This window comes from Pseudomonas sp. St290, from assembly GCF_018325805.1.
In the GTDB taxonomy this organism is placed as follows: Bacteria; Pseudomonadota; Gammaproteobacteria; order Pseudomonadales; family Pseudomonadaceae; genus Aquipseudomonas; species Aquipseudomonas bijieensis.
The window spans coordinates 846,183-865,255 of sequence record NZ_AP014703.1 but is presented as its reverse complement, the minus strand read 5'-3'; the positions used below and the strand labels follow the sequence as shown (position 1 = coordinate 865,255).

Genomic DNA, 19,073 nt, shown 5'->3' with positions numbered 1-19,073 from the left:
CCTTCACTGTGGGAGCAAGGGTTGCCCGCGATGCTCTTCTAGAGGCCTAACAGCGACAACATGATAAACGTCGCGAACAACACAAAGTGGGTCATGCCTTCGATGGCATTGGTTTCACCATCATTGAGGTTGATGGCGCTGACGATCAGGGTGATGAAGATCATCACCGTCTGTACCGGGGTCATTGCCATCTGGAACGGTTGGCCGGTATAGAGCGCCATGGCCTCCATCACCGGCACCGTGAGGATAACGGTCGATAGCGAAGCACCCAGCGCGATGTTCACCACCGATTGCATGCGATTCGCCAGGGCGGCGCGCAGGGCGGTGAGGATTTCCGGTGCCGCGGAGATGGCAGCCACCAGAATCGCAGTGACCACCGGCGGCGCACCCGAACCCTCCAAGCCCAGGTCGATGGCCTTGGACATGACTTCGGCCAGCGCGCCGATCACCACCACGCCAAACACCAGCGCACTGATGGAGAATGTCAGGCTGATGGGTTTCGGCTCGTTTTCCACCGGTTCTTTCTTGCGGCGTTTTTCCGGGTAGCTGTAGCTGAAAAAGTAACTGTGGGGCCCGACCTGCATGCGCAGGAACAGGGTGTACAACACGATCATCGCGCCGATGGTAAATGCCGAATACATTTTCCAGCTCTCGCGGGGAATGAACTCCGGCACCACCATCGATACGCCCATGGCGGTGAGGATCATCACGCTGTAGGTGCGCGCCGAATCGTCGTTGTAAGCCTGCTCGCCATGCTTGATCCCGCCCATCAGCGCCGCGAGCCCGAGAATCCCGTTGATGTCGAGCATCACCGCCGAGTAGATCGTGTCCCGCACCAGGGTCGGCGACGCTTCGTTGCTCATCATGATCGCCAGGATCACTACTTCGACCAGCACCGCCGACAAGGTCAGGATCATGGTGCCGTAGGGATCACCGACTTTTTCCGCGAGCAGTTCGGCGTGATGGGCCACGCGCATGGAAGCCGCGACGATAAAACCGATCAGGACCAAACCGCCAAGCAACGCCACGATCTGCCCGCTGCCCAACAGCCAGTGCTCCAGCGGATAGGCAACAAGCGCAGCGATCAGCGCCAGCAACAGCAGTTTTTCTTGCTTGATCAAAGTGAGCATCGCGGGCCTATCACCGTGGGCGGGGTCATGAGCTACTGACTATGGGGGGACGCGAACGTTTCGTTCGGTGTGATGCACCAGGGGGTGGCAAGCGGAAAGCAGGCGCACCTTAATCGTTCTCAGCGGCCTCGTCGCGGGCAAGCCTTGCTCCCACAAGTGCAAGGCCAAACCCACTCAGTATCTGTGGGAGCAAGGCTTGCCCGCGATGGCGGCATCAGGACATCGAGCATTTGTTGTCCTATTGGTCAGCATTTTGCATTGAAGCCGTACAGCCAACCTCACAACAACACGGAGTTCGAGTTCATGCACAAACGCCCCTTGAATAAGTTGCTTTGCGCCGTCGTCGCAGCCGTCGGCCTGGGTGCCGGCCTGAATGCCAGTGCCGCCGATCCGCTGAAGGTCGGCTTCGTCTACATCGGCCCGATCGGCGACCACGGCTGGACCTATCAGCATGAACAAGGGCGCAAGGAGCTGGCGGCGAAGTTCGGCGAGCAGATCACCACCAACTACGTGGAAAACGTACCGGAAGGCGCCGACGCCGAACGGGTGATCCGCAACATGGCCAAGGACAACTACGACCTGATCTTCACCACCTCCTTCGGCTACATGAACCCGACGCTGAAAGTCGCCAAGCAGTTTCCCAAGGTGATCTTCGAACACGCCACCGGCTACAAGCAGGACAAGAACCTGGGCACCTACCTGGCTCGCACCTACGAGGGCCGCTACGTCGGCGGCTTCCTCGCGGCCAAGATGACCAAGACCAAGAAGATCGGCTACGTTGCCTCCTTTCCGATCCCGGAAGTCATCCGCGACATCAACGCCATCCAACTGGCCCTGAACAAATACAACCCCGGCAGCGAGATCAAAGTGGTGTGGGTCAATTCCTGGTTCGACCCGGGCAAGGAAGCCGATGCCGCCAACGCGCTGATCGACCAGGGCGTGGACGTGGTGTTCCAGCACACCGACAGCCCGGCACCAATCCAGGCCGCCGAGCGTCGCGGCGTCTATGCGGTGGGCTACGCTTCGGACATGGCTCACTTCGGTCCCAAGGCGGTGCTGACCTCCATCGTCAATGACTGGGGCCCGCATTACATCCAGGCGACCCAGAGCGTGATCGACCACAGTTGGAAATCCCAGGACTACTGGGGCGGCCTGAAGGAAGGCACCGTAAAACTGCCGATCAGCGACCTGGTGCCGGCGGCGGTCAAGGGCGAGGCCGAGCAGATCATCGCCGACATCGAGAGCGGCGTGTTCCACCCGTTCACCGGCCCGATCAAGGATCAGGCCGGCGTCGAGAAAATCCCGGCGGGCGTGAGCGCCACCAATGCGGAACTGGCGTCGATGAATTACTACGTCGAAGGTATGAAGGCTGAGATTCCGAAGTAATCCCGGCCTCAACACATGATCCAATGTGGGAGCGAGCCTGCTCGCGATAGCGGACCGACATTCAACAGGCATGTCGACTGACAGATCGCTATCGCGAGCAGGCTCGCTCCCACAGGGATCTTCATTCTTAAGTCAGGAAAGCCGCATGAACAGCCTGCCCATCATCGACATCAGCCCTCTCTACGGCGATGAGCCCAGCGCCTGGCAAACCGTCGCCGAGCAGATCGACAGCGCCTGTCGTCAATGGGGCTTTTTCTACATCAAGGGCCACCCCATCAGCCCGGCGCGCATCGCCGAGGTACTGGACAACGCCCAACGCTTCTTCGCCCTGCCCGTGGAAGAAAAACTCAAGATCGACATCACCCAGACCCGCCATCATCGTGGCTACGGCGCCATCGCCACCGAACAACTGGACCCGACCAAGCCCAGCGACCTGAAGGAAACCTTCGACATGGGCCTGCACCTGCCGGCCGATCACCCTGATGTGCTGGCGGAAAAACCTCTGCGTGGTCCCAACCGCCACCCGGACCTGATGGGCTGGGAAAACTTGATGGAGGAGCACTACCGCGACATGCAGGCACTCGCTCAAACCCTGCTAAGGGCCATGACTTTGGCCCTTGGCATCGAGCGGGACTTCTTCGACACACGCTTCAACGCACCAGTGAGCGTACTGCGCCTGATCCACTACCCACCACGCCAGACCGCCAGTAGCGCCGAGCAGCAAGGTGCCGGCGCCCATACCGACTACGGTTGCATCACCCTGCTCTACCAGGACGCCGCCGGCGGCCTGCAAGTGCGCAACGTTAACGGCCAGTGGATCGACGCGCCCCCCATCGACGGCACCTTCGTGGTCAACCTCGGCGACATGATGGCGCGCTGGAGCAACGACCGCTACCTGTCCACGCCGCATCGGGTGATCAGCCCGCTGGGGGTAGACCGGTATTCGATGCCGTTCTTTGCCGAACCACACCCCGATACACTGATCCAGTGCCTGCCCGGTTGCCAGGATGACGCCCATCCGCCGAAGTACCCGACCACCACCTGCGCACAATTCCTGTTGTCACGCTTCGCCGACACCTATGCTTATCGGCGGGAGCAACAGGCGGTGTAGTGGATCAGCCGGTCAGGTTTTACCAGACATTGCGGCCAGCCCCTGTAGAATGCCCGCCATCGATTCGCTGATGAGAAAAGACCATGTACGACTGGCTGAACGCCCTGCCCAAGGCTGAACTGCACCTGCACCTGGAGGGTTCGCTGGAGCCCGAGCTGCTGTTCGCCCTGGCCGAACGCAACAAGATCGCCCTGCCGTGGAGCGACGTCGACACCCTGCGCAAGGCCTATGCCTTCAACAATCTGCAGGAATTTCTCGACCTCTATTACCAAGGCGCCGATGTGCTGCGCACGTCCCAGGACTTCTACGACCTGACCTGGGCCTACCTGCTGCGTTGCAAGGCGCAGAACGTGATCCACACCGAACCGTTCTTCGACCCACAAACCCACACCGACCGTGGCATCCCGTTCGAAGTGGTACTCAACGGCATCGCCGCCGCCCTCAAGGACGGTGAGCAGCAACTGGGTATCACCAGCGGTTTGATCCTGAGCTTCTTGCGTCACTTGAGCGAAGAACAAGCCGAGAAAACCCTCGACCAGGCGCTGCCGTTCCGCGATGCCTTCGTGGCTGTGGGCCTGGACAGTTCGGAAATGGGTCACCCACCGAGCAAGTTCCAGCGCGTATTCGACCGGGCGCGCAACGAAGGCTTCCTGACCGTCGCCCACGCCGGTGAAGAAGGTCCGCCCGAATACATCTGGGAAGCCCTCGACCTGCTGAAAATCCAGCGCATCGACCACGGCGTGCGGGCCATCGAAGATGAGCGACTGATGCAGCGGATCATCGACGAGCAGATTCCGCTGACCGTCTGCCCGTTGTCCAACACCAAGCTGTGCGTGTTCGACGACATGTCGCAGCACAACATCCTCGACATGCTTGAGCGCGGTGTGAAGGTGACAGTGAACTCTGATGACCCTGCGTACTTCGGCGGCTACGTTACCGAGAACTTCCACGCGCTATACACCCACCTGGGCATGACACAGGACCAGGCCAAGCGCTTGGCGCAGAACAGCCTGGATGCGCGGCTAGTAAAACCCTAAGACTCGTGATGAACCCTTGTGGGAGCGAGCCTGCTCGCGATAGCGGTATGACACTCAACATTGATGTCGACTGACTCATCGCCATCGCGAGCAGGCTCGCTCCCACAAGGGGTTGGTGTTTAACCGGCCACCGTGCCCTCACTCAACTCCTCCAACGTCCTGCCCCGCGTCTCCATCCCGAACAACCAGACCACCCCCGCCGCCACGGCGAAGCACAGCGCGCCGAGGGCGAACACACCGCCCTGCACAGTGATGGGGAATACCAACCCGGTCACCAGCGGACCGAGCAAAGAGCCGATGCGACCGACCGCCGAAGCAAACCCCGATCCCGTGGCTCGGGCCGAAGTCGGGTACAGCTCCGGCGTGTAGGTGTAGAGCACCGCCCACATGCCGAACAGGAAAAACTGCATCAGCAGCCCGGTGCCGATCAGCAGGCCGACGTTGCCGCCAAACACCGCGCTCTGCCCATACAGAAACGCCATCGCCCCGCCGCCCAGCAACGTGATGATGCACACCGGCTTGCGCCCCCAGCGCTCCACCAGCCAGGCCGCCATCAGGAAACCAGGAATCCCGCCCAGGGAAATCAACACGGTGTAGTACACCGACTGGGTCACGGCGAACCCCGACTGCTGCAGCAGCGCACTGAGCCAGGACGTCAGGCCATAGAAACCGAGCAAGGCAAAGAACCAGACGCTCCAGATCATCATCGTGCGCTGGCGATACAGCGGCGACCAGATCTGCGCCAGGGCCGAAAAGAAATTGCCCGGCGTGCTCTCGACCCTCGGCAAACGGATTGGCTCCGGCAGGTTCTGCTGCCCCAGAGAGGCTCGGACCTTGTCTTCGATTCGCTTGAGCACCGTGTCCGCTTCGTCACCTCGACCGGCCTGTTCGAGCCAGCGCGGCGACTCGGGAATGAAGAAGCGAATCGCCAGGACAAACACCGCCGGCACCGCCAGCACCAGGAAGATGTCGCGCCAGCCGATCACCGGCAGCAGGAAATACGACAGCACCCCCGCCGCCACGAAACCCAGCGGCCAGAAACCATCCATCAAGGCGATGTAGCGGCCACGACGCTTGGCCGGGATCAGCTCCGAGAGCATCGACTGGGCAATCGGAAACTCCATGCCCATGCCGATCCCCAGCAGGATGCGAAACAGCGTCAAGGTCTCGATGTCCTGGGCCGTGGAGCACAGGTAGCTGGCAATGCCCCACAACACGATGCTCCACTGGAACACCGGTTTACGCCCGAAACGATCGGCGAGCATGCCCGACAGTGACGCCCCCACCACCATGCCGAAGAAGCTGGAACTGGCGAGCAAACCGGCCTGGGCGCTGCTCAGGCCGAACTCGGCTTTGATCGATCCCAACAGGAACGTCATCATCGCCAGGTCCATGGAGTCGAAGAAAAACGCCAAGGCGATGATAATGAAGATGACCCGGTGATAACCGCTGATGGGTAACCGTTCCAGGCGTTCCGCCGCGCTGTAGCCGTGAGTGTCCATGCCGCCTCCCCAATCCGATAATTCCCCGGACTGAGTGTGCGCGAACCTTGCAGGTGGCTATTGCTGAATACGACCTGTCGACAGCCCTGAGCGACGCATCGGGAACGTTCCCTAGATCGCCATCTCCACGGTGTCCTGCCGGGCGAACCGGTGGATTTCCTGCTGGCCGAGCGTCGTCACCTGCAGCGCTCGCGAATCGTTGGGCAAGCTCAGCCATCCCGACTGCATGAACAGTTGCAGCAAGGCCGCCCCCAGCGCGCCCCCCAGGTGCGGACGACGCTCGCTCCAGTCCGGGCAGGCGCAGGCGACACGGGCGTTGCGATGGGCCAGGGCCTGGATGAACAGGCCACGCTCGGCCAGTTGATTGGCGCCCTTGTGGGTGACGATCACCCGTTGTTCGAACTGCTCGATCCACCCGGCGTCCAGCAGACGTTGGTAGAGCTCGGCCGCCAGGGTTCCCCCCAGGTGGTCGTCGCAAAGCCTGGCCCGCATCAACGAAGCGGGGGCCGATGGGGCCTTGGTCGGCATGACCCTGCGCCTGAACACGTCCGGAATCTGCCGTGGCGTACTGACCAGCGTCGCGCTGGCCAGCGCTTCGACGGCAGCGCCGATTTCAGGCGCTGCCAGACGGAAAAACCGCTTGCGGCCCCGGGCTTCGATTTTCAACAGGCCACCGGCGGAAAGGCGTCCCAGATGTGCGTTGGCCGAGGACGGCGACAACCCGGCGAGCAACGCCAACTCGTCGGCCTGTCGGGCCGTGCCGTCCATCAAGGCCCACATCATTGCGCTGCGCTTGGGGTCAGCCAGCAACGTGGCGATCTGGCTGATGCAAGGTGCATGTTCCATGTATTCACTCCCTGTTGAATCATTCGTCTACTGCTCTGGCGCAGCCGGTCGCTAGTATAAGCGCGGCGATCGAGCTTTCCTGTCCTCCGGAAACCTTTGGAGGCGATTGTTCATGAGGGAAAAGTCTCTATTTGCCCGCGACTAATGGCCGGCCCCTGTCGAGAATGGAAATCGGGCCGTCAACTGGCCGCAGCGGGCCTGGAGCATGTCCCGCAAAAGGTTGATGGGCTTGCTCAATTGCGCCCGATGGGCGCACAGCAGATTGAGGGGCGCGCGTTCGCATTGCAGGTGCGGCAAGAGGATTTTCAAGCGCCCGGCCAGCACGTCGGTGGACACATCCAGCCACGATTTGTAGGCAATCCCGGCACCCGCCACCGCCCAGCGTCGCACCACATCGGCGTCGTCACTGAAGCGGTCGCCACTGACGGTGAGGCTCACCTCCCGTTTGCCATCATGAAAGCCCCATCGGTCATGGACCCGGCTGCCCAGCATGTACAACAGGCAGTTGTGCTGGGCTAGTTGCTCCAGTTGATGGGGTTCACCCCGACGAGCCAGATAGTCTGGCGATGCGCACAACACCCGGCGGTTATCAGCGGCAATGGGCAGGGCGACCAGGCTCGAATCTTCCGGTTCGCCATAACGCAAGGCAATGTCCACCGGCTGCTTGAACAGATCGGCAATGCGATCGCCCAGCAACAGCCGCACCGTCAGCCCGGGATGCTCGCGCTGGAACGCATCCAGCCAGGGCAGCAGCAGGTTGCGTCCCAGGTCCGACGGTGCGGACAACTGCAACACCCCGCTGACCTGGTCCTGGCCGCTGGTCAATAACCGCCGGCCTTCATCGAGACTGCTCAACGCGGCACGGGCATATTCGAGAAAGCCCTCCCCTTCGGCCGTCAGGCGCAGGCTACGGGTGGAACGGGCCAACAGCCGCGCGCCGAGGTGCTGCTCGATGCGTTTCAACGCGGCACTGGCCACCGCCGCCGACAGGTCCATGACCCTGGCCGCAGCCGAGAGGCTGCCCAGATCTGCCGCCCGGACAAACAATTGCAAGTCATCGAAGCGAAGCATGACGGCCCCATTATCAAAAAATTATTGAAAGAGCCTGTTCTTTTAGCCGGTTTTATCTCGGTGATAAATAGCTAAACATGGCCTCCATCGAACTCACCTAACGGAGCCGCTTCATGAAAGCCATTGCCTACTACCACTCGTTGCCCATTACCGATCCACAATCGCTCCAGGACGTCGAGCTGCCGGAACCGGTCGCCGGCCCCAGGGACCTGCTGGTAGAGGTCAAGGCCATCTCGGTCAACCCGGTGGACACCAAGGTCCGTCAGAACGTCCAGCCCGAAGGCGGCGCAGCCAAGGTGCTGGGCTGGGACGTGGCCGGCGTGGTCAAGGCGGTGGGCAGCGAGGTCACGCTGTTCAAGGCCGGGGACAAGGTGTTCTACGCCGGCTCCATCGCTCGCGCCGGCGGTAACAGCGAGTTGCACGTGGTGGATGAGCGCATCGTCGGCCACATGCCCAAGACCCTTGGTTTCGCCGAAGCAGCGGCGCTGCCGCTGACGGCGATTACTGCCTGGGAGTTGTTGTTCGAGCGCTTGCAAATCCAGGAAGGCCAGGGCGACCAGGGCGACCAGGGCCAGAGCCTGTTGATCGTCGGCGCGGCGGGAGGCGTGGGTTCGATCCTGACGCAACTGGCCAGCCAACTCACGGGGCTGAAGGTGATTGGTACTGCGTCCCGCGCGCAGACCCAGGATTGGGTGCGCAGCCTGGGTGCGGACTTGGTGATCGACCATAGCCAGCCACTGAGCAAGGTATTGAAAGAATCGGGTCAGCCCCAGGTGACTCACGTCGCCAGCCTGACCCAGACCGACCAGCATCTGGATGAACTCGTCGAAGCCCTTGCGCCCCAGGGCAAACTGGCGCTGATCGACGATCCCAAGGCACTGGACGTGACCAAGCTCAAGCGCAAGAGCCTGTCGTTGCATTGGGAATTCATGTACACCCGCTCACTGTTCGAGACAGCCGACATGCTTGAACAGCACAAGCTGCTCAACCGCGTGGCCGCCCTGATCGATGCCGGCACGCTGAAGACCACCGTCGGCGAGCATTTCGGCGCCATCAACGCCGAGAACCTGCGCCGGGCCCATGCCTTGCTCGAAAGCGGGAAGTCCAAGGGCAAGATTGTGCTCGAAGGCTTCTGACCAGGGCTGAGAGCCAGGCTCTTGTGGGGGCAAAGCTTGCTGCGATAGAGGTAGCGCGGTTCTCTATAGGACCGCGTCATCGTTTATCGCGAGCAAGCTTTGCTCCTACAAGAAAAATCCCGTGCCGTCAGTCTGAGAATTGACTCTTGTCACAATTGCGATCGCATTCGGGTCTACACTCGAGGCCTTTGCAACGTAATCTTTTCGTGAGGAGGTCAGCAATGAAGATCCTGATAAAAGAAGTGGCAAAATCCCAATGGCAAGTGCGTCTTGACCAGCACGTCGTCACCTTCCGTACCGAGGCCGAAGCCCAGGCTTTCGCCACGACCTTGCAAGCGCGGATCCACGCGCCCCATCACTTCCCCGAACAACAACAGCAACGCGCGGCCGGCTGAATCAGCCCTCGCGACTGGCCTGGGCCAGTGCCCGGGCATTTTGCAGGCGACGGGTCAGCATCGCTGCACCCACCACCAACAGCCCGCAAAGGCTGATGACCAGCGCCATCGGCACGGCGGTGCCGTCATGCAGCGCCGCCACCAACGCGGCGGCCCCGGCGGCCACGGAAAACTGCAGGCATCCCAGCATCGCCGAAGCGCTACCGGCGCGGGCGCCCTGCCCGCTCATGGCGCAAGCCGACGCGTTGGGAAGGATGCAACCCAGGCTGGCGATGCAGATGAACAGCGGGACCAGCAGCGGCCACAACTGCACAGGCTGCAATGAACTGACCGCCAACAGGCTCAGGCCGGCGCCCAGGTAGACCCATACCGCGCGGGTCAGCAGGAACGCCGGGCCGCGCTTGGACAGCAGCCGGGCGTTGACCTGGGCAACCAGGATGAAGCCCGCCGCGTTGGTGCCGAACAGCCAACCGAAATGCTCGGCCGGGACACCGTAGAGCTTGATGAAGACGAAAGGCGAACCGGCGATGTAGGCAAACATCCCAGCGATGGCGATGCCCCCCGTCAGCGCATGGCCAAGGTAGACGGCGTCGGTCAATAACCGGCCATATTGGCGCAACGCCCCCGACAAGGGTTGCCGAGGCACATAGTCCGGCAAGCTTTCCGGCAGCCACAAGGCCACTGCCGTCGACGCCAATGCGCTGAACACGGTCAGCGCAATGAAGATCGACTGCCAGCCATGCAGGTTCACCAGCAGTCCGCCCAGCATCGGCGCGAGAATCGGCGCCAGGCCCATCACCAGCATCAACTGCGAAAACACCTTGGCCGAACCCACCGCGTCGCATTTATCGCTGACCACCGCCCGGGAAATCACCATCCCGGCGCATCCGCCCAGGGCCTGGATGAAGCGGGCGCCGATCAGCCATTCCAGGCTCGGCGCATAGGCGCAGGCCAGTGAGGCCAGGGTGAACAAGCCGACGCCAGTCAGCAGCGGAATGCGCCGCCCGAATCGATCCGCCACCGGCCCGTAGGCCAGTTGCCCGATGGATAAGCCGAGGAAATAAGCCGCCAGGGTCAGTTGGATGTGCTTTTCGTCAGTACCGAAGGCCGAGGCCATCGCCGGAAAGGCCGGCAGATAGAAGTCGATCGCCAAGGGACCGAAAGCGCTCAAGGCGCCAAGAATCAGAATGGTACGGAGGTTCATCGGGCGTCCAGCTCAGGCGTCGTTCGACAGCCCGACAGTCTAGCCGGGCCGGGCGCTCTTGAACATTCCGATAGGTCGCTAACGATTAAAAAATTTCAAGAGACACTGACCTCATAGCCCTCCTCCTTGATGGCCGCGATCACGGCATCGGCCGGCAACGAACTCTGGACCTGGACGGTCCTGGTGCCCAGGTCCACGTGCACGTCGGCCGCCGGATCCTTGGCCTGGACCGCCTGGGTGATGGCCTTGACGCAATGACCGCAAGACATGCCCTGGACATTGAAAGTTTGCATGAGATGACTCCTTTGGTTGAGGTTGCCGATAGCTTCAAGCTTGCCATCATGACAAGGTCAAGTTCTGACAAAAACTGCCGGGCTGGCAATCGGCATCGCGCTCAGCCAAGCTGCACACATCAAGGATTTCACACCGGAGGTTCAGCCATGCGCTGGTCAGCGTTCAGCCTGTTTTGCATGCTCGGTTTTTCAGCGGTGGCGCCCCAGGCATCGGCCGCCGGCGAAGACTACGGCGTGCTGATCATTTCTCGCGAGCGCCTGGAAGTGGCGACCTCATGCGAAATCGGCATCTACATCCAGGATCAGCTCTCGGCCAGGCTGTTCCAGGAGCAAAGCACCTCCTTCAACCTGCCCCCAGGCCAGTTTTCCTTGCGCCTGAAATTGCTGCCGGGACAGGCGCCGGGTTGCAACCCGGGCATGCTCGCGCCTGGGTCGCAGAACATCACCCTCAAGGCCGGTGACATCTTGAAGTTCCGCATCGCCATGACCCAGGAAGGTATGTACCTCAAGCAGGCTGGGCTCGGTTACTGACACGCCACTTCCCCACCGTGTGAGCGAGCTTTGTGGGAGCAAGGCTTGCCCACGATGAAAGCACCACGGATTTGCGGATGACCGCAGCGCCTGGATCGCGAGCAAGCTTTGCTCCCACAAAACCAGCTCCCATATCAGAGATGCGTTCAAGCTTTTCGATTGGCGCTTGACCTTGCCAGCATGGCAAGGTTGATCCTGTAGGCATTCACTACAGGGAGCCTGACCGATGTCCGAATCCACCACGTTCGATCTACCGATTGCCGGCATGACCTGCGCCAGCTGCGCCGGGCGGGTCGAGCGGGCCTTGAGCAAAGTCACCGGGGCCAGCGCCGTCAGCGTCAACCTGGCCACTGAACTGGCGCGCGTGCAGGCCCCCGAAGGCAGCCTGCCGGCCTTGATGCAGGCCGTCGAACAGGCGGGCTATAGCGTTCCCGTGCAAACCCTGGAGTTGAACATCGAAGGGATGACCTGCGCCTCCTGCGTCGGCCGGGTCGAACGGGCCCTGGGCAAGGTCGACGGCGTGAACAGTATCAGCGTCAACCTTGCCAACGAGCGCGCCCACCTCGAACTGCTCGGCCAGGTGAATCCACAAACCCTGATCGATGCGGTCAAGCGCGCCGGCTATGACGCCACTGTCTGGCAGGCCGAGCAGCCCGTTGATACGCAGGTCAATCGCCTGAACCGTGAACGCCTGGTACTGGTGCTGGCGATCCTGCTGTCCGTGCCGCTGGTGTTACCCATGTTGCTGCAGCCGTTCGGCGTGCATTGGATGCTCCCGGCCTGGGTGCAGTTCGCCCTGGCGACACCGGTGCAATTCATCTTCGGTGCACGCTTTTACGTCGCCGCCTTCAAGGCCGTGCGTGCCGGGGCCGGGAACATGGACCTGCTGGTCGCCCTGGGCACCAGCGCCGGCTACGGCTTGAGCCTTTATGAATGGGTGATCGCCCGTCCCGGCAGCATGCCGCACCTGTATTTCGAGGCCTCGGCCGTAGTGATTGCCCTGGTCTTGCTGGGCAAATACCTGGAAAGCCGCGCCAAACGCCAGACCGCCAGCGCCATCCGCGCCCTCGAAGCCTTGCGACCGGAGCGGGCGATCCAGGTGATCGATGGCCAGGAGCGGGACGTTGCCATCAGTGCACTGCGCTTGAATGACCTGGTCCTGGTCAAGCCCGGCGAACGCTTCCCGGTGGACGGCGAAGTGCTGAAAGGCCAGAGCCACGCCGACGAAGCGCTGATCAGCGGCGAGAGCCTGCCGGTCCCCAAACAGCCCGGCGACAAAGTCACCGGCGGCGCCATCAACGGCGAAGGCCGGCTGCTGGTACGCACGCAAGCCCTGGGCACCGAAACCGTCCTGGCGCGCATCATCCGCCTGGTGGAGGACGCCCAGGCGGCCAAGGCCCCGATCCAGAAACTGGTGGATAAAGTCAGCCAGGTTTTCGTTCCGGTCGTGCTGGTGCTGGCCCTGGCGACATTGATCGGCTGGTGGCTGTACGGCGCGCCACTGGAAACCGCACTTATCAACGCCGTCGCCGTGCTGGTGATCGCCTGCCCCTGCGCCTTGGGTCTGGCGACGCCCACGGCGATCATGGCCGGCACCGGCGTGGCCGCGCGCCACGGGATCCTGATCAAGGACGCAGAGGCCCTGGAACGCGCCCATGAGGTCAAGACCGTAGTGTTCGACAAGACCGGCACCCTGACCTCCGGTACGCCACGCATCGCCCACTTGACGGCCCTGGAGGGAGATGAGGACGCGCTGCTGAAAATGGCCGGCGCGCTGCAACGCGGCAGTGAGCACCCCCTCGCCAAAGCAGTATTGGACACCTGCGCCGAGCGCGGCCTGGACGTGCCGGATATCAGCGACAGCCAGGCCCTGGCCGGACGCGGTATCGCCGGCAGCCTCGGCGGGCGGCGCCTGGCCCTGGGCAATCGGCGCCTGCTGGACGAACTGGGCCTGCACCCCGGCTCGCTGGCCGAATCGGCCCAGGCTTGGGAAACCGAAGGCCGCACGTTGTCCTGGCTGATCGAGCAAGGCGCGGCGCCTCGGGTGCTGGGCCTGTTCGCCTTCGGTGACACCCTCAAGCCCGGCGCCCTCGCCGCCGTACAAGCCTTGAATGAACAGCACATCGCCAGCCACCTGCTCACCGGCGACAACCAGGGCAGCGCCCGGGTGGTAGCCCAGGCACTGGGGATCTCCAATGTCCATGCCGAGGTATTGCCCGCGGATAAATCCGCCATCGTCCAGCAATTGAAGCGCGATTCGGTGGTAGCGATGGTGGGCGACGGCATCAACGACGCCCCAGCCCTGGCCGCCGCCGACATCGGCATTGCCATGGGCGGCGGCACCGACGTGGCGATGCACGCCGCGGGCATTACCCTTATGCGCGGCGATCCGCGACTGGTGCCGGCGGCACTGGACATCAGCCGCAAGACCTACGCCAAGATCCGCCAAAACCTGTTCTGGGCGTTCGTCTATAACCTGATCGGTATTCCCCTGGCGGCGTTCGGCTTGCTCAACCCGGTGCTGGCCGGCGCGGCCATGGCCCTGTCGAGCGTCAGCGTGGTGAGCAATGCGTTACTGTTGAAGTTCTGGACACCCCAGCACCTGGAGGACAAGCGATGAACATCGGCCAAGCGGCCCGCCAGAGCGGCCTGAGCGCGAAGATGATCCGTTATTACGAATCCATCGGCCTGCTCAAGGCCGCCCATCGCACCGACAGCGGCTACCGTATCTATGGCACCGACGATCTGCACACCCTGGCGTTCATCAAGCGCTCCCGGGACTTGGGGTTTTCCCTGGAAGAGGTCGGCAAACTGCTGACCCTCTGGCAAGACCGTCAACGCGCCAGCGCCGACGTCAAGGCCCTGGCCCGGCAACACATCGACGAACTGAACCAGAAAATCCGCGAACTGGCCGAACTGCGCGACACCTTGCAAGACCTGGTAGAGCACTGCCACGGCGACCACCGCCCGGATTGTCCGATCCTCAAGGAACTGGCGTCGGGGTGTTGCAAGAATTGATGCCCACCGCCCCCCTGTGGGGTTGAGGGTTTTGGCAGGCACAAGAAACCCGGCCATGGCCGGGTTTCTGGTCAACCGATCACTGCATCCAGGGCGGAGGCGGTTCTTCGGTCTTGCCGGGCGGGGCATCGTCGGCGGCGCGTACGGCCTGGCGACGTTCCTCATCCAGGCGCGCGGCCTCGATCTCGCGCATGATCCCGCCGACATCCGCCAGTTCTTCCGGCTCGTCGAACTCGCCGGTCAGCAGGCTGGCCGGGTGCAAGGTACCGGCTTCATACAGCGCCCACATTTCCTTCGCGTACTTGGTGCGCTTGAGCTCCGGGGCAAACCGGCCGAAGTAGGAGGCCATGTTGCCCACGTCCCGCTCCAGCATGCTGAAAGCATGGTTGTTACCGGCAGCGTCCACCGCTTGCGGCAGGTCGATGATCACAGGTCCCGTCGGCGTGAGCAGGACGTTGAACTCGGACAGGTCGCCGTGCACCAGACCGGTACACAACATCAGCACGATCTGGGAAATCAGATAAGCGTGATATTCACGGGCCTGGTCCGGCTCCAGTACCACATCGTTCAGACGCGGCGCGGCATCGCCATACTCGTCGGCAACCAGTTCCATCAGCAGCACGCCTTCAAGGAAGTCGTACGGCTTGGGCACGCGTACACCGGCGCTAGCCAAGCGGAACAGCGCCGCCACTTCGGCGTTCTGCCAGGCGTCTTCGGTTTCCTTGCGCCCGAACTTCGAGCCCTTGGCCATGGCCCGGGCCTGGCGGCTATTGCGGACCTTGCGGCCTTCCTGGTATTCGGCCGCCTGACGAAAACTTCGCTTGTTCGCCTCCTTGTAGACCTTCGCGCAACGTAGCTCGTTGCCGCAGCGCACCACATAAACAGCTGCTTCTTTACCACTCATGAGTGGGCGCAGCACCTCGTCGACCAGACCGTCCTCGATCAGGGGTTCAATGCGTTTTGGAGTCTTCATCAGCTTTTATTGTGGGTCCTTTATTACCAAACACGCGAATGACAGTCGTTATACGGCAATCCTTCCTCCACGGGGAGGGGTTGCCGACCTATGAACCTGCAATGCACACAATGTGCCGGATTAATCGACCGAGCCGAATCATAGCCGAGACCGGACTTGGCGTTGCCCATTGAATGCACGGGTATTTGCGACAAGAGCTGACAGCCGTGCCTACCGTTGGTTGTAGGCAGTGCGACGACTCAATGCTTGAACAGTTCCCCCGGCGTAAAGCCGAACATTCCCTTGAACGCGGCAATGAACGCCGATGTTGAGTCATACCCACAGGACAACGCGGCGCTGGTGACGCTGTCGCCCTTCTCCAGCGATCCCAGGGACGACAACAAGCGCATGCGTTGGCGCCAGGCGCGAAAGCTCAGGCCGGTCTCGCGCTGGAACAGGCGCATCAGGGTTTTTTCCGACGTACCCAAGCGTTCGGCCCAGGCTTGCAGGGTGACGTTCTGCTCCGGCTGTTCGATCAACTCGTTACACAATCCCAGCAAACGGGCATGCCTAGGCAGCGGCAGGGAGAAGCCCACTTCCGGCAGGGTTGCCAGTTGATCCAGCAACACCTGCACCAGCCGTTCTTCCTGCGTATCGCCCTGTGGGTAATCGACCGGAAGCTGGCAGAACACCTTGATCAACTCACGGGCCAGTGGCGTGACTTCCAGGACCCGACAGCGTTCGTCGGCCCATGGGCAGGCGTGGCGATGCACGTACAGGCTGCGCATTTCCGCCCGGGTGGAGGTGACGACATGGTGCTCCAGGTCGGCCGGGATCCAGATGCCCCGTTGTGGCGGGGCAAAGAAGCTGCCCGCGGCGGTGTGTACACCGAGGACGCCGCTGATGGCGTAGGAAAACTGCACCCAGTCATGCCGATGGGCTTGCGTCCAGGAACCGGCGCTCAAGCTTTCGACACGGGCATAAAGCGGCCTGGGCAATTGCACCAGGTCGGGAATGCGGCGTTCGAGCTGTTGGTGTCCGTTAGGCGGCATTGATTGGCCTTATGTCGCAAGACGACTAGTAGGGACGACGTTAGGCTAAGTCGACTTTTCTTACAACTTGCGGTGCCCTATGCACATCTTCAGACACCTCAAACGCATGGCGACCGACTGGTTCCTGTGCGGCATGTTGCTCGCCACGCTGCTGGCGTACTTCTTTCCAACCTTTGGCGCCACGGGCGGGGCCATGCATGCCGAATGGGTGGTCAACATCGGCATCTTCGTGGTGTTCTTCCTGCACGGAGTCAACCTGTCCGGCGAACAGATCCGCCACGGCTTGAAGAACATCCGGCTGCACGTGATGGTGCAGGGCTTCACGTTTGGCGTATTTCCGTTGCTCTGGCTGCTCAGCAACTGGCTCCTGGGCAGCCATGTGCCGGCGCTGCTGATGCTGGGGTTCTTCTACCTGTGCGCCCTGCCCTCGACCATTTCTTCCTCGGTGGCCCTGACCGGCAGTGCCGGCGGTAACGTGCCAGCGGCGATTCTCAATGCGAGCCTGTCCAGTGTAATGGGGGTTGTCCTGACGCCATTGCTGGTCAGTTTCGTGGTCGGCAGCGGTGCCGGTGGCATCGACCTGGGTTCGACCTTGCTCGACCTGTGCATGATGTTGCTGCTGCCGCTAGTGCTGGGGCAGTTCCTGCGGCGTTGGCTGGCCGGTTTTTTCGGTCGGTACAAACGCTACACCAGCGTCATCGACAAGCTGGTGATCCTGTTGCTGGTCTACGCGGCGTTCTGCAATTCGATGGTGTCGGGGATCTGGCAGCAGCAGGGCCACGGCGTGTTGCTCAGCGCCGTGATTGGCAGTGCCGTGCTGCTGGCGATCATCTTGTGGGCGACCACCCGCACCGCCCGAGCCCTGGGATTCAACAGTGCCGATGAAGTTGCCGCCGTGTTCTGTGCCAGCAAGAAATCCCTCGCCGCCGGGGTGCCGATGGCGGCGTTGATTTTCGGCAACCATCCCGGCCTGGGGCTGATCCTGCTGCCAATCATGATCTATCACCCGCTGCAGTTGATCGTCTGCTCGATCCTGGCCGAGCGCTACGCCAGCCGTCACCGGGAACTGGCGTCTGGCCAGAACGGCGTCCTCCTCAACGCTCGATAATCGCCGTCACGCCCTGGCCGGCGGCGGCGCAGATGGAAATCAACCCACGACCTCGCCCGGCCGCATCCAGCAACTTGGCGAGGTTGGCGACAATTCGCCCGCCCGTGGCGGCAAACGGGTGCCCGGCGGCCAGGGAACTGCCCTTGACGTTCAACCGGCTGCGGTCGATGGCCCCCAGCGGCGCGTCGAGGCCCAGGCGGGTCTTGCAGTAGTCCGGGTCTTCCCAGGCCTTCAGCGTGCATAACACTTGGGCGGCGAACGCTTCGTGGATTTCGTAGTAATCGAAGTCCTGCAAGGTCAAACCGTTGCGCGCCAGCAAGCGCGGCACGGCATAGACCGGAGCCATCAGCAGCCCTTCGGCGCCATTGACGAAATCCACCGCCGCCGTTTCACCGTCGCGCAGGTACGCCAGGATCGGCAAGCCCCGGGCCTTGGCCCACTCTTCACTGCCCAGCAGCACCAACGAGGCACCATCGGTCAGTGGCGTGGAATTGCCCGCGGTCATCGTGCCCTTGGCGCTTTTTTCGAAGGCGGGCTTGAGGGAGGCGAGTTTTTCCAGGGTCAGGTCCGGGCGCAGGTTGTTGTCCCGGGTCAGGCCGAGAAACGGTGTCATCAGATCGTTCTGCCAGCCTTCGGCGTAGGACGCGGCCAATTTCTGATGGCTTTCCAAGGCCAACTGGTCTTGCGCTTCCCGGGGGATCTGCCAGGTCTGGGCCATCAATTCGCAGTGCTCGCCCATGCTCAGGCCGGTGCGCGGCTCGTTGATGCGCGGTAAGTCCGGCAGCAAGTGCTGGGGGCGCAATTGCAGGAAGACTTTGATTTTCTCGGCAGTGGTCTTGGCGCGATTGGCTTGCAGCAAGATCCTGCGCAACCCTTCATTGACCGCGATCGGCGCATCCGACGTGGTGTCGACGCCGCCGGCAATGCCGCTGTCGATCTGGCCCAGGGCGATTTTGTTGGCCACCAGCAGCACCGTCTCCAGCCCGGTGCCACAGGCCTGTTGCACGTCATAGGCCGGCGTCATCGGTGACAGCCGCGAACCGAGCACGCATTCGCGGGTCATGTTCATATCCCGGGAGTGCTTGAGCACCGCTCCGGCGGCCACTTCGCCGATGTGCAAGCCATGCAGGTCGTAGCGCTCGATCAGCCCCTCGAGGGCAGCCGTCAACATCGCCTTGTTGCTGGCGGTGGCATAGGCCCCGTTGGAACGGGCAAAGGGAATGCGGTTACCACCGATGATCGCGACGCGACGTAGCTGTGCCATGAAGAACTCCCCGTGTAAGTCTGAAGGCGCCAAAGGG

Annotated in this window: 18 protein-coding genes; 9 read left to right on the top strand and 9 right to left on the bottom strand. The window is 62.3% G+C overall.

The annotated features are described in order from the left end of the window. Positions 1–38: 38 nt before the first annotated feature. On the bottom strand, positions 39–1,130 hold the full coding sequence (locus tag PBDP_RS03670) for a calcium:cation antiporter (protein ID WP_109752316.1): 1,092 nt from the start codon (positions 1,128–1,130) through the stop codon (positions 39–41). Positions 1,131–1,433: 303 nt separating this feature from the next. On the opposite strand from PBDP_RS03670, the gene PBDP_RS03665 reads away from it, so the two are divergent. From PBDP_RS03665 to PBDP_RS03655, 3 genes are all read left to right on the top strand, one after another. Continuing rightward, positions 1,434–2,516 (top strand): BMP family ABC transporter substrate-binding protein, encoded by a 1,083-nt coding sequence (locus PBDP_RS03665; RefSeq protein ID WP_109752314.1) that lies wholly within the window; start codon positions 1,434–1,436, stop codon positions 2,514–2,516. A 145-nt stretch (positions 2,517–2,661) separates the two neighbouring features. Then, the gene (locus tag PBDP_RS03660; RefSeq protein ID WP_176688695.1) at positions 2,662–3,627 is read left to right on the top strand and encodes a 2-oxoglutarate and iron-dependent oxygenase domain-containing protein; all 966 of its coding nucleotides are present in this window, start codon (positions 2,662–2,664) and stop codon (positions 3,625–3,627) included. Between the two features lie 83 nt (positions 3,628–3,710). Then, a complete protein-coding gene (locus tag PBDP_RS03655; RefSeq protein ID WP_163855466.1) occupies positions 3,711–4,664 on the top strand; it encodes an adenosine deaminase in 954 nt (317 codons plus the stop codon). A gap of 119 nt (positions 4,665–4,783) precedes the next feature. Here PBDP_RS03655 and PBDP_RS03650 read toward each other — a convergent pair whose 3' ends face one another. From PBDP_RS03650 to vimR, 3 genes are all read right to left on the bottom strand, one after another. After that, positions 4,784–6,166, bottom strand: a complete 1,383-nt coding sequence (locus PBDP_RS03650; protein WP_212801824.1) for an MFS transporter — start codon at positions 6,164–6,166, stop codon at positions 4,784–4,786. 111 nt (positions 6,167–6,277) lie between these two features. Continuing rightward, positions 6,278–7,012 carry an ArsR/SmtB family transcription factor gene (locus PBDP_RS03645; RefSeq protein ID WP_109752305.1) on the bottom strand — a complete coding sequence of 245 codons (735 nt, stop codon included), beginning with the start codon at positions 7,010–7,012 and terminating at the stop codon, positions 6,278–6,280. 141 nt (positions 7,013–7,153) lie between these two features. Then, positions 7,154–8,083: a transcription regulator VimR gene (gene vimR, locus PBDP_RS03640; protein WP_109752303.1), complete on the bottom strand. Its 930-nt coding sequence runs from the start codon at positions 8,081–8,083 to the stop codon at positions 7,154–7,156. A 113-nt stretch (positions 8,084–8,196) separates the two neighbouring features. On the opposite strand from vimR, the gene PBDP_RS03635 reads away from it, so the two are divergent. After that, complete coding sequence (locus PBDP_RS03635) at positions 8,197–9,219, top strand: zinc-binding alcohol dehydrogenase family protein (protein WP_212801823.1); 1,023 nt, start codon at positions 8,197–8,199, stop codon at positions 9,217–9,219. 221 nt (positions 9,220–9,440) lie between these two features. Then, positions 9,441–9,614: a hypothetical protein gene (locus PBDP_RS03630; RefSeq protein WP_162893890.1), complete on the top strand. Its 174-nt coding sequence runs from the start codon at positions 9,441–9,443 to the stop codon at positions 9,612–9,614. Between the two features lies 1 nt (position 9,615). Here the strand turns inward: PBDP_RS03630 and PBDP_RS03625 are convergent, their stop codons facing one another. Both PBDP_RS03625 and PBDP_RS03620 read right to left on the bottom strand, forming a co-directional pair. Next, the gene (locus tag PBDP_RS03625) at positions 9,616–10,818 is read right to left on the bottom strand and encodes a multidrug effflux MFS transporter (protein WP_109752300.1); all 1,203 of its coding nucleotides are present in this window, start codon (positions 10,816–10,818) and stop codon (positions 9,616–9,618) included. A 95-nt stretch (positions 10,819–10,913) separates the two neighbouring features. After that, complete coding sequence (locus PBDP_RS03620; RefSeq protein WP_109752298.1) at positions 10,914–11,111, bottom strand: heavy-metal-associated domain-containing protein; 198 nt, start codon at positions 11,109–11,111, stop codon at positions 10,914–10,916. A 147-nt stretch (positions 11,112–11,258) separates the two neighbouring features. On the opposite strand from PBDP_RS03620, the gene PBDP_RS03615 reads away from it, so the two are divergent. The 3 genes from PBDP_RS03615 (at position 11,259) to cueR (ending at position 14,660) form a co-directional block, all read left to right on the top strand. Beyond that, on the top strand, positions 11,259–11,642 hold the full coding sequence (locus PBDP_RS03615; protein ID WP_109752296.1) for a hypothetical protein: 384 nt from the start codon (positions 11,259–11,261) through the stop codon (positions 11,640–11,642). Between the two features lie 226 nt (positions 11,643–11,868). Beyond that, entirely contained in the window at positions 11,869–14,262 is a 2,394-nt protein-coding gene (locus PBDP_RS03610; protein ID WP_212801822.1) for a heavy metal translocating P-type ATPase, read from the top strand. Next, entirely contained in the window at positions 14,259–14,660 is a 402-nt protein-coding gene (gene cueR / locus PBDP_RS03605; protein ID WP_109752292.1) for a Cu(I)-responsive transcriptional regulator, read from the top strand. Before PBDP_RS03610 ends, cueR begins: the two co-directional genes overlap by 4 nt. 79 nt (positions 14,661–14,739) lie before the next feature. Here the strand turns inward: cueR and PBDP_RS03600 are convergent, their stop codons facing one another. Further along, complete coding sequence (locus tag PBDP_RS03600) at positions 14,740–15,633, bottom strand: PA4780 family RIO1-like protein kinase (protein WP_109752290.1); 894 nt, start codon at positions 15,631–15,633, stop codon at positions 14,740–14,742. Between the two features lie 239 nt (positions 15,634–15,872). Further along, on the bottom strand, positions 15,873–16,664 hold the full coding sequence (locus PBDP_RS03595) for an AraC family transcriptional regulator (RefSeq protein ID WP_109752288.1): 792 nt from the start codon (positions 16,662–16,664) through the stop codon (positions 15,873–15,875). Between the two features lie 79 nt (positions 16,665–16,743). Here PBDP_RS03595 and PBDP_RS03590 point away from each other — a divergent pair, with 79 nt between their 5' ends. After that, positions 16,744–17,772: a bile acid:sodium symporter family protein gene (locus PBDP_RS03590; RefSeq protein WP_109752286.1), complete on the top strand. Its 1,029-nt coding sequence runs from the start codon at positions 16,744–16,746 to the stop codon at positions 17,770–17,772. On the opposite strand, the gene PBDP_RS03585 is transcribed toward PBDP_RS03590, so the two are convergent. Further along, positions 17,759–19,036 carry an acetyl-CoA C-acetyltransferase gene (locus tag PBDP_RS03585; protein ID WP_109752284.1) on the bottom strand — a complete coding sequence of 426 codons (1,278 nt, stop codon included), beginning with the start codon at positions 19,034–19,036 and terminating at the stop codon, positions 17,759–17,761. The two genes, PBDP_RS03590 and PBDP_RS03585, sit on opposite strands and share 14 nt — an antisense overlap. Positions 19,037–19,073: the final 37 nt, after the last annotated feature.

Bases quoted from the DNA above. Each gene is read 5' to 3' on its own strand.
- cueR (WP_109752292.1), top strand. From the start codon at position 14,259: ATGAACATCGGCCAAGCGGCCCGCCAGAGCGGCCTGAGCGCGAAGATG.
- PBDP_RS03660 (WP_176688695.1), top strand. From the start codon at position 2,662: ATGAACAGCCTGCCCATCATCGACATCAGCCCTCTCTACGGCGATGAG.
- PBDP_RS03635 (WP_212801823.1), top strand. From the start codon at position 8,197: ATGAAAGCCATTGCCTACTACCACTCGTTGCCCATTACCGATCCACAA.
- PBDP_RS03610 (WP_212801822.1), top strand. From the start codon at position 11,869: ATGTCCGAATCCACCACGTTCGATCTACCGATTGCCGGCATGACCTGC.
- PBDP_RS03670 (WP_109752316.1), bottom strand. From the start codon at position 1,130: ATGCTCACTTTGATCAAGCAAGAAAAACTGCTGTTGCTGGCGCTGATC.
- PBDP_RS03615 (WP_109752296.1), top strand. From the start codon at position 11,259: ATGCGCTGGTCAGCGTTCAGCCTGTTTTGCATGCTCGGTTTTTCAGCG.
- PBDP_RS03620 (WP_109752298.1), bottom strand. From the start codon at position 11,111: ATGCAAACTTTCAATGTCCAGGGCATGTCTTGCGGTCATTGCGTCAAG.
- PBDP_RS03645 (WP_109752305.1), bottom strand. From the start codon at position 7,012: ATGGAACATGCACCTTGCATCAGCCAGATCGCCACGTTGCTGGCTGAC.
- PBDP_RS03665 (WP_109752314.1), top strand. From the start codon at position 1,434: ATGCACAAACGCCCCTTGAATAAGTTGCTTTGCGCCGTCGTCGCAGCC.
- PBDP_RS03625 (WP_109752300.1), bottom strand. From the start codon at position 10,818: ATGAACCTCCGTACCATTCTGATTCTTGGCGCCTTGAGCGCTTTCGGT.
- PBDP_RS03650 (WP_212801824.1), bottom strand. From the start codon at position 6,166: ATGGACACTCACGGCTACAGCGCGGCGGAACGCCTGGAACGGTTACCC.
- PBDP_RS03600 (WP_109752290.1), bottom strand. From the start codon at position 15,633: ATGAAGACTCCAAAACGCATTGAACCCCTGATCGAGGACGGTCTGGTC.
- PBDP_RS03630 (WP_162893890.1), top strand. From the start codon at position 9,441: ATGAAGATCCTGATAAAAGAAGTGGCAAAATCCCAATGGCAAGTGCGT.
- PBDP_RS03585 (WP_109752284.1), bottom strand. From the start codon at position 19,036: ATGGCACAGCTACGTCGCGTCGCGATCATCGGTGGTAACCGCATTCCC.
- vimR (WP_109752303.1), bottom strand. From the start codon at position 8,083: ATGCTTCGCTTCGATGACTTGCAATTGTTTGTCCGGGCGGCAGATCTG.
- PBDP_RS03655 (WP_163855466.1), top strand. From the start codon at position 3,711: ATGTACGACTGGCTGAACGCCCTGCCCAAGGCTGAACTGCACCTGCAC.
- PBDP_RS03590 (WP_109752286.1), top strand. From the start codon at position 16,744: ATGCACATCTTCAGACACCTCAAACGCATGGCGACCGACTGGTTCCTG.
- PBDP_RS03595 (WP_109752288.1), bottom strand. From the start codon at position 16,664: ATGCCGCCTAACGGACACCAACAGCTCGAACGCCGCATTCCCGACCTG.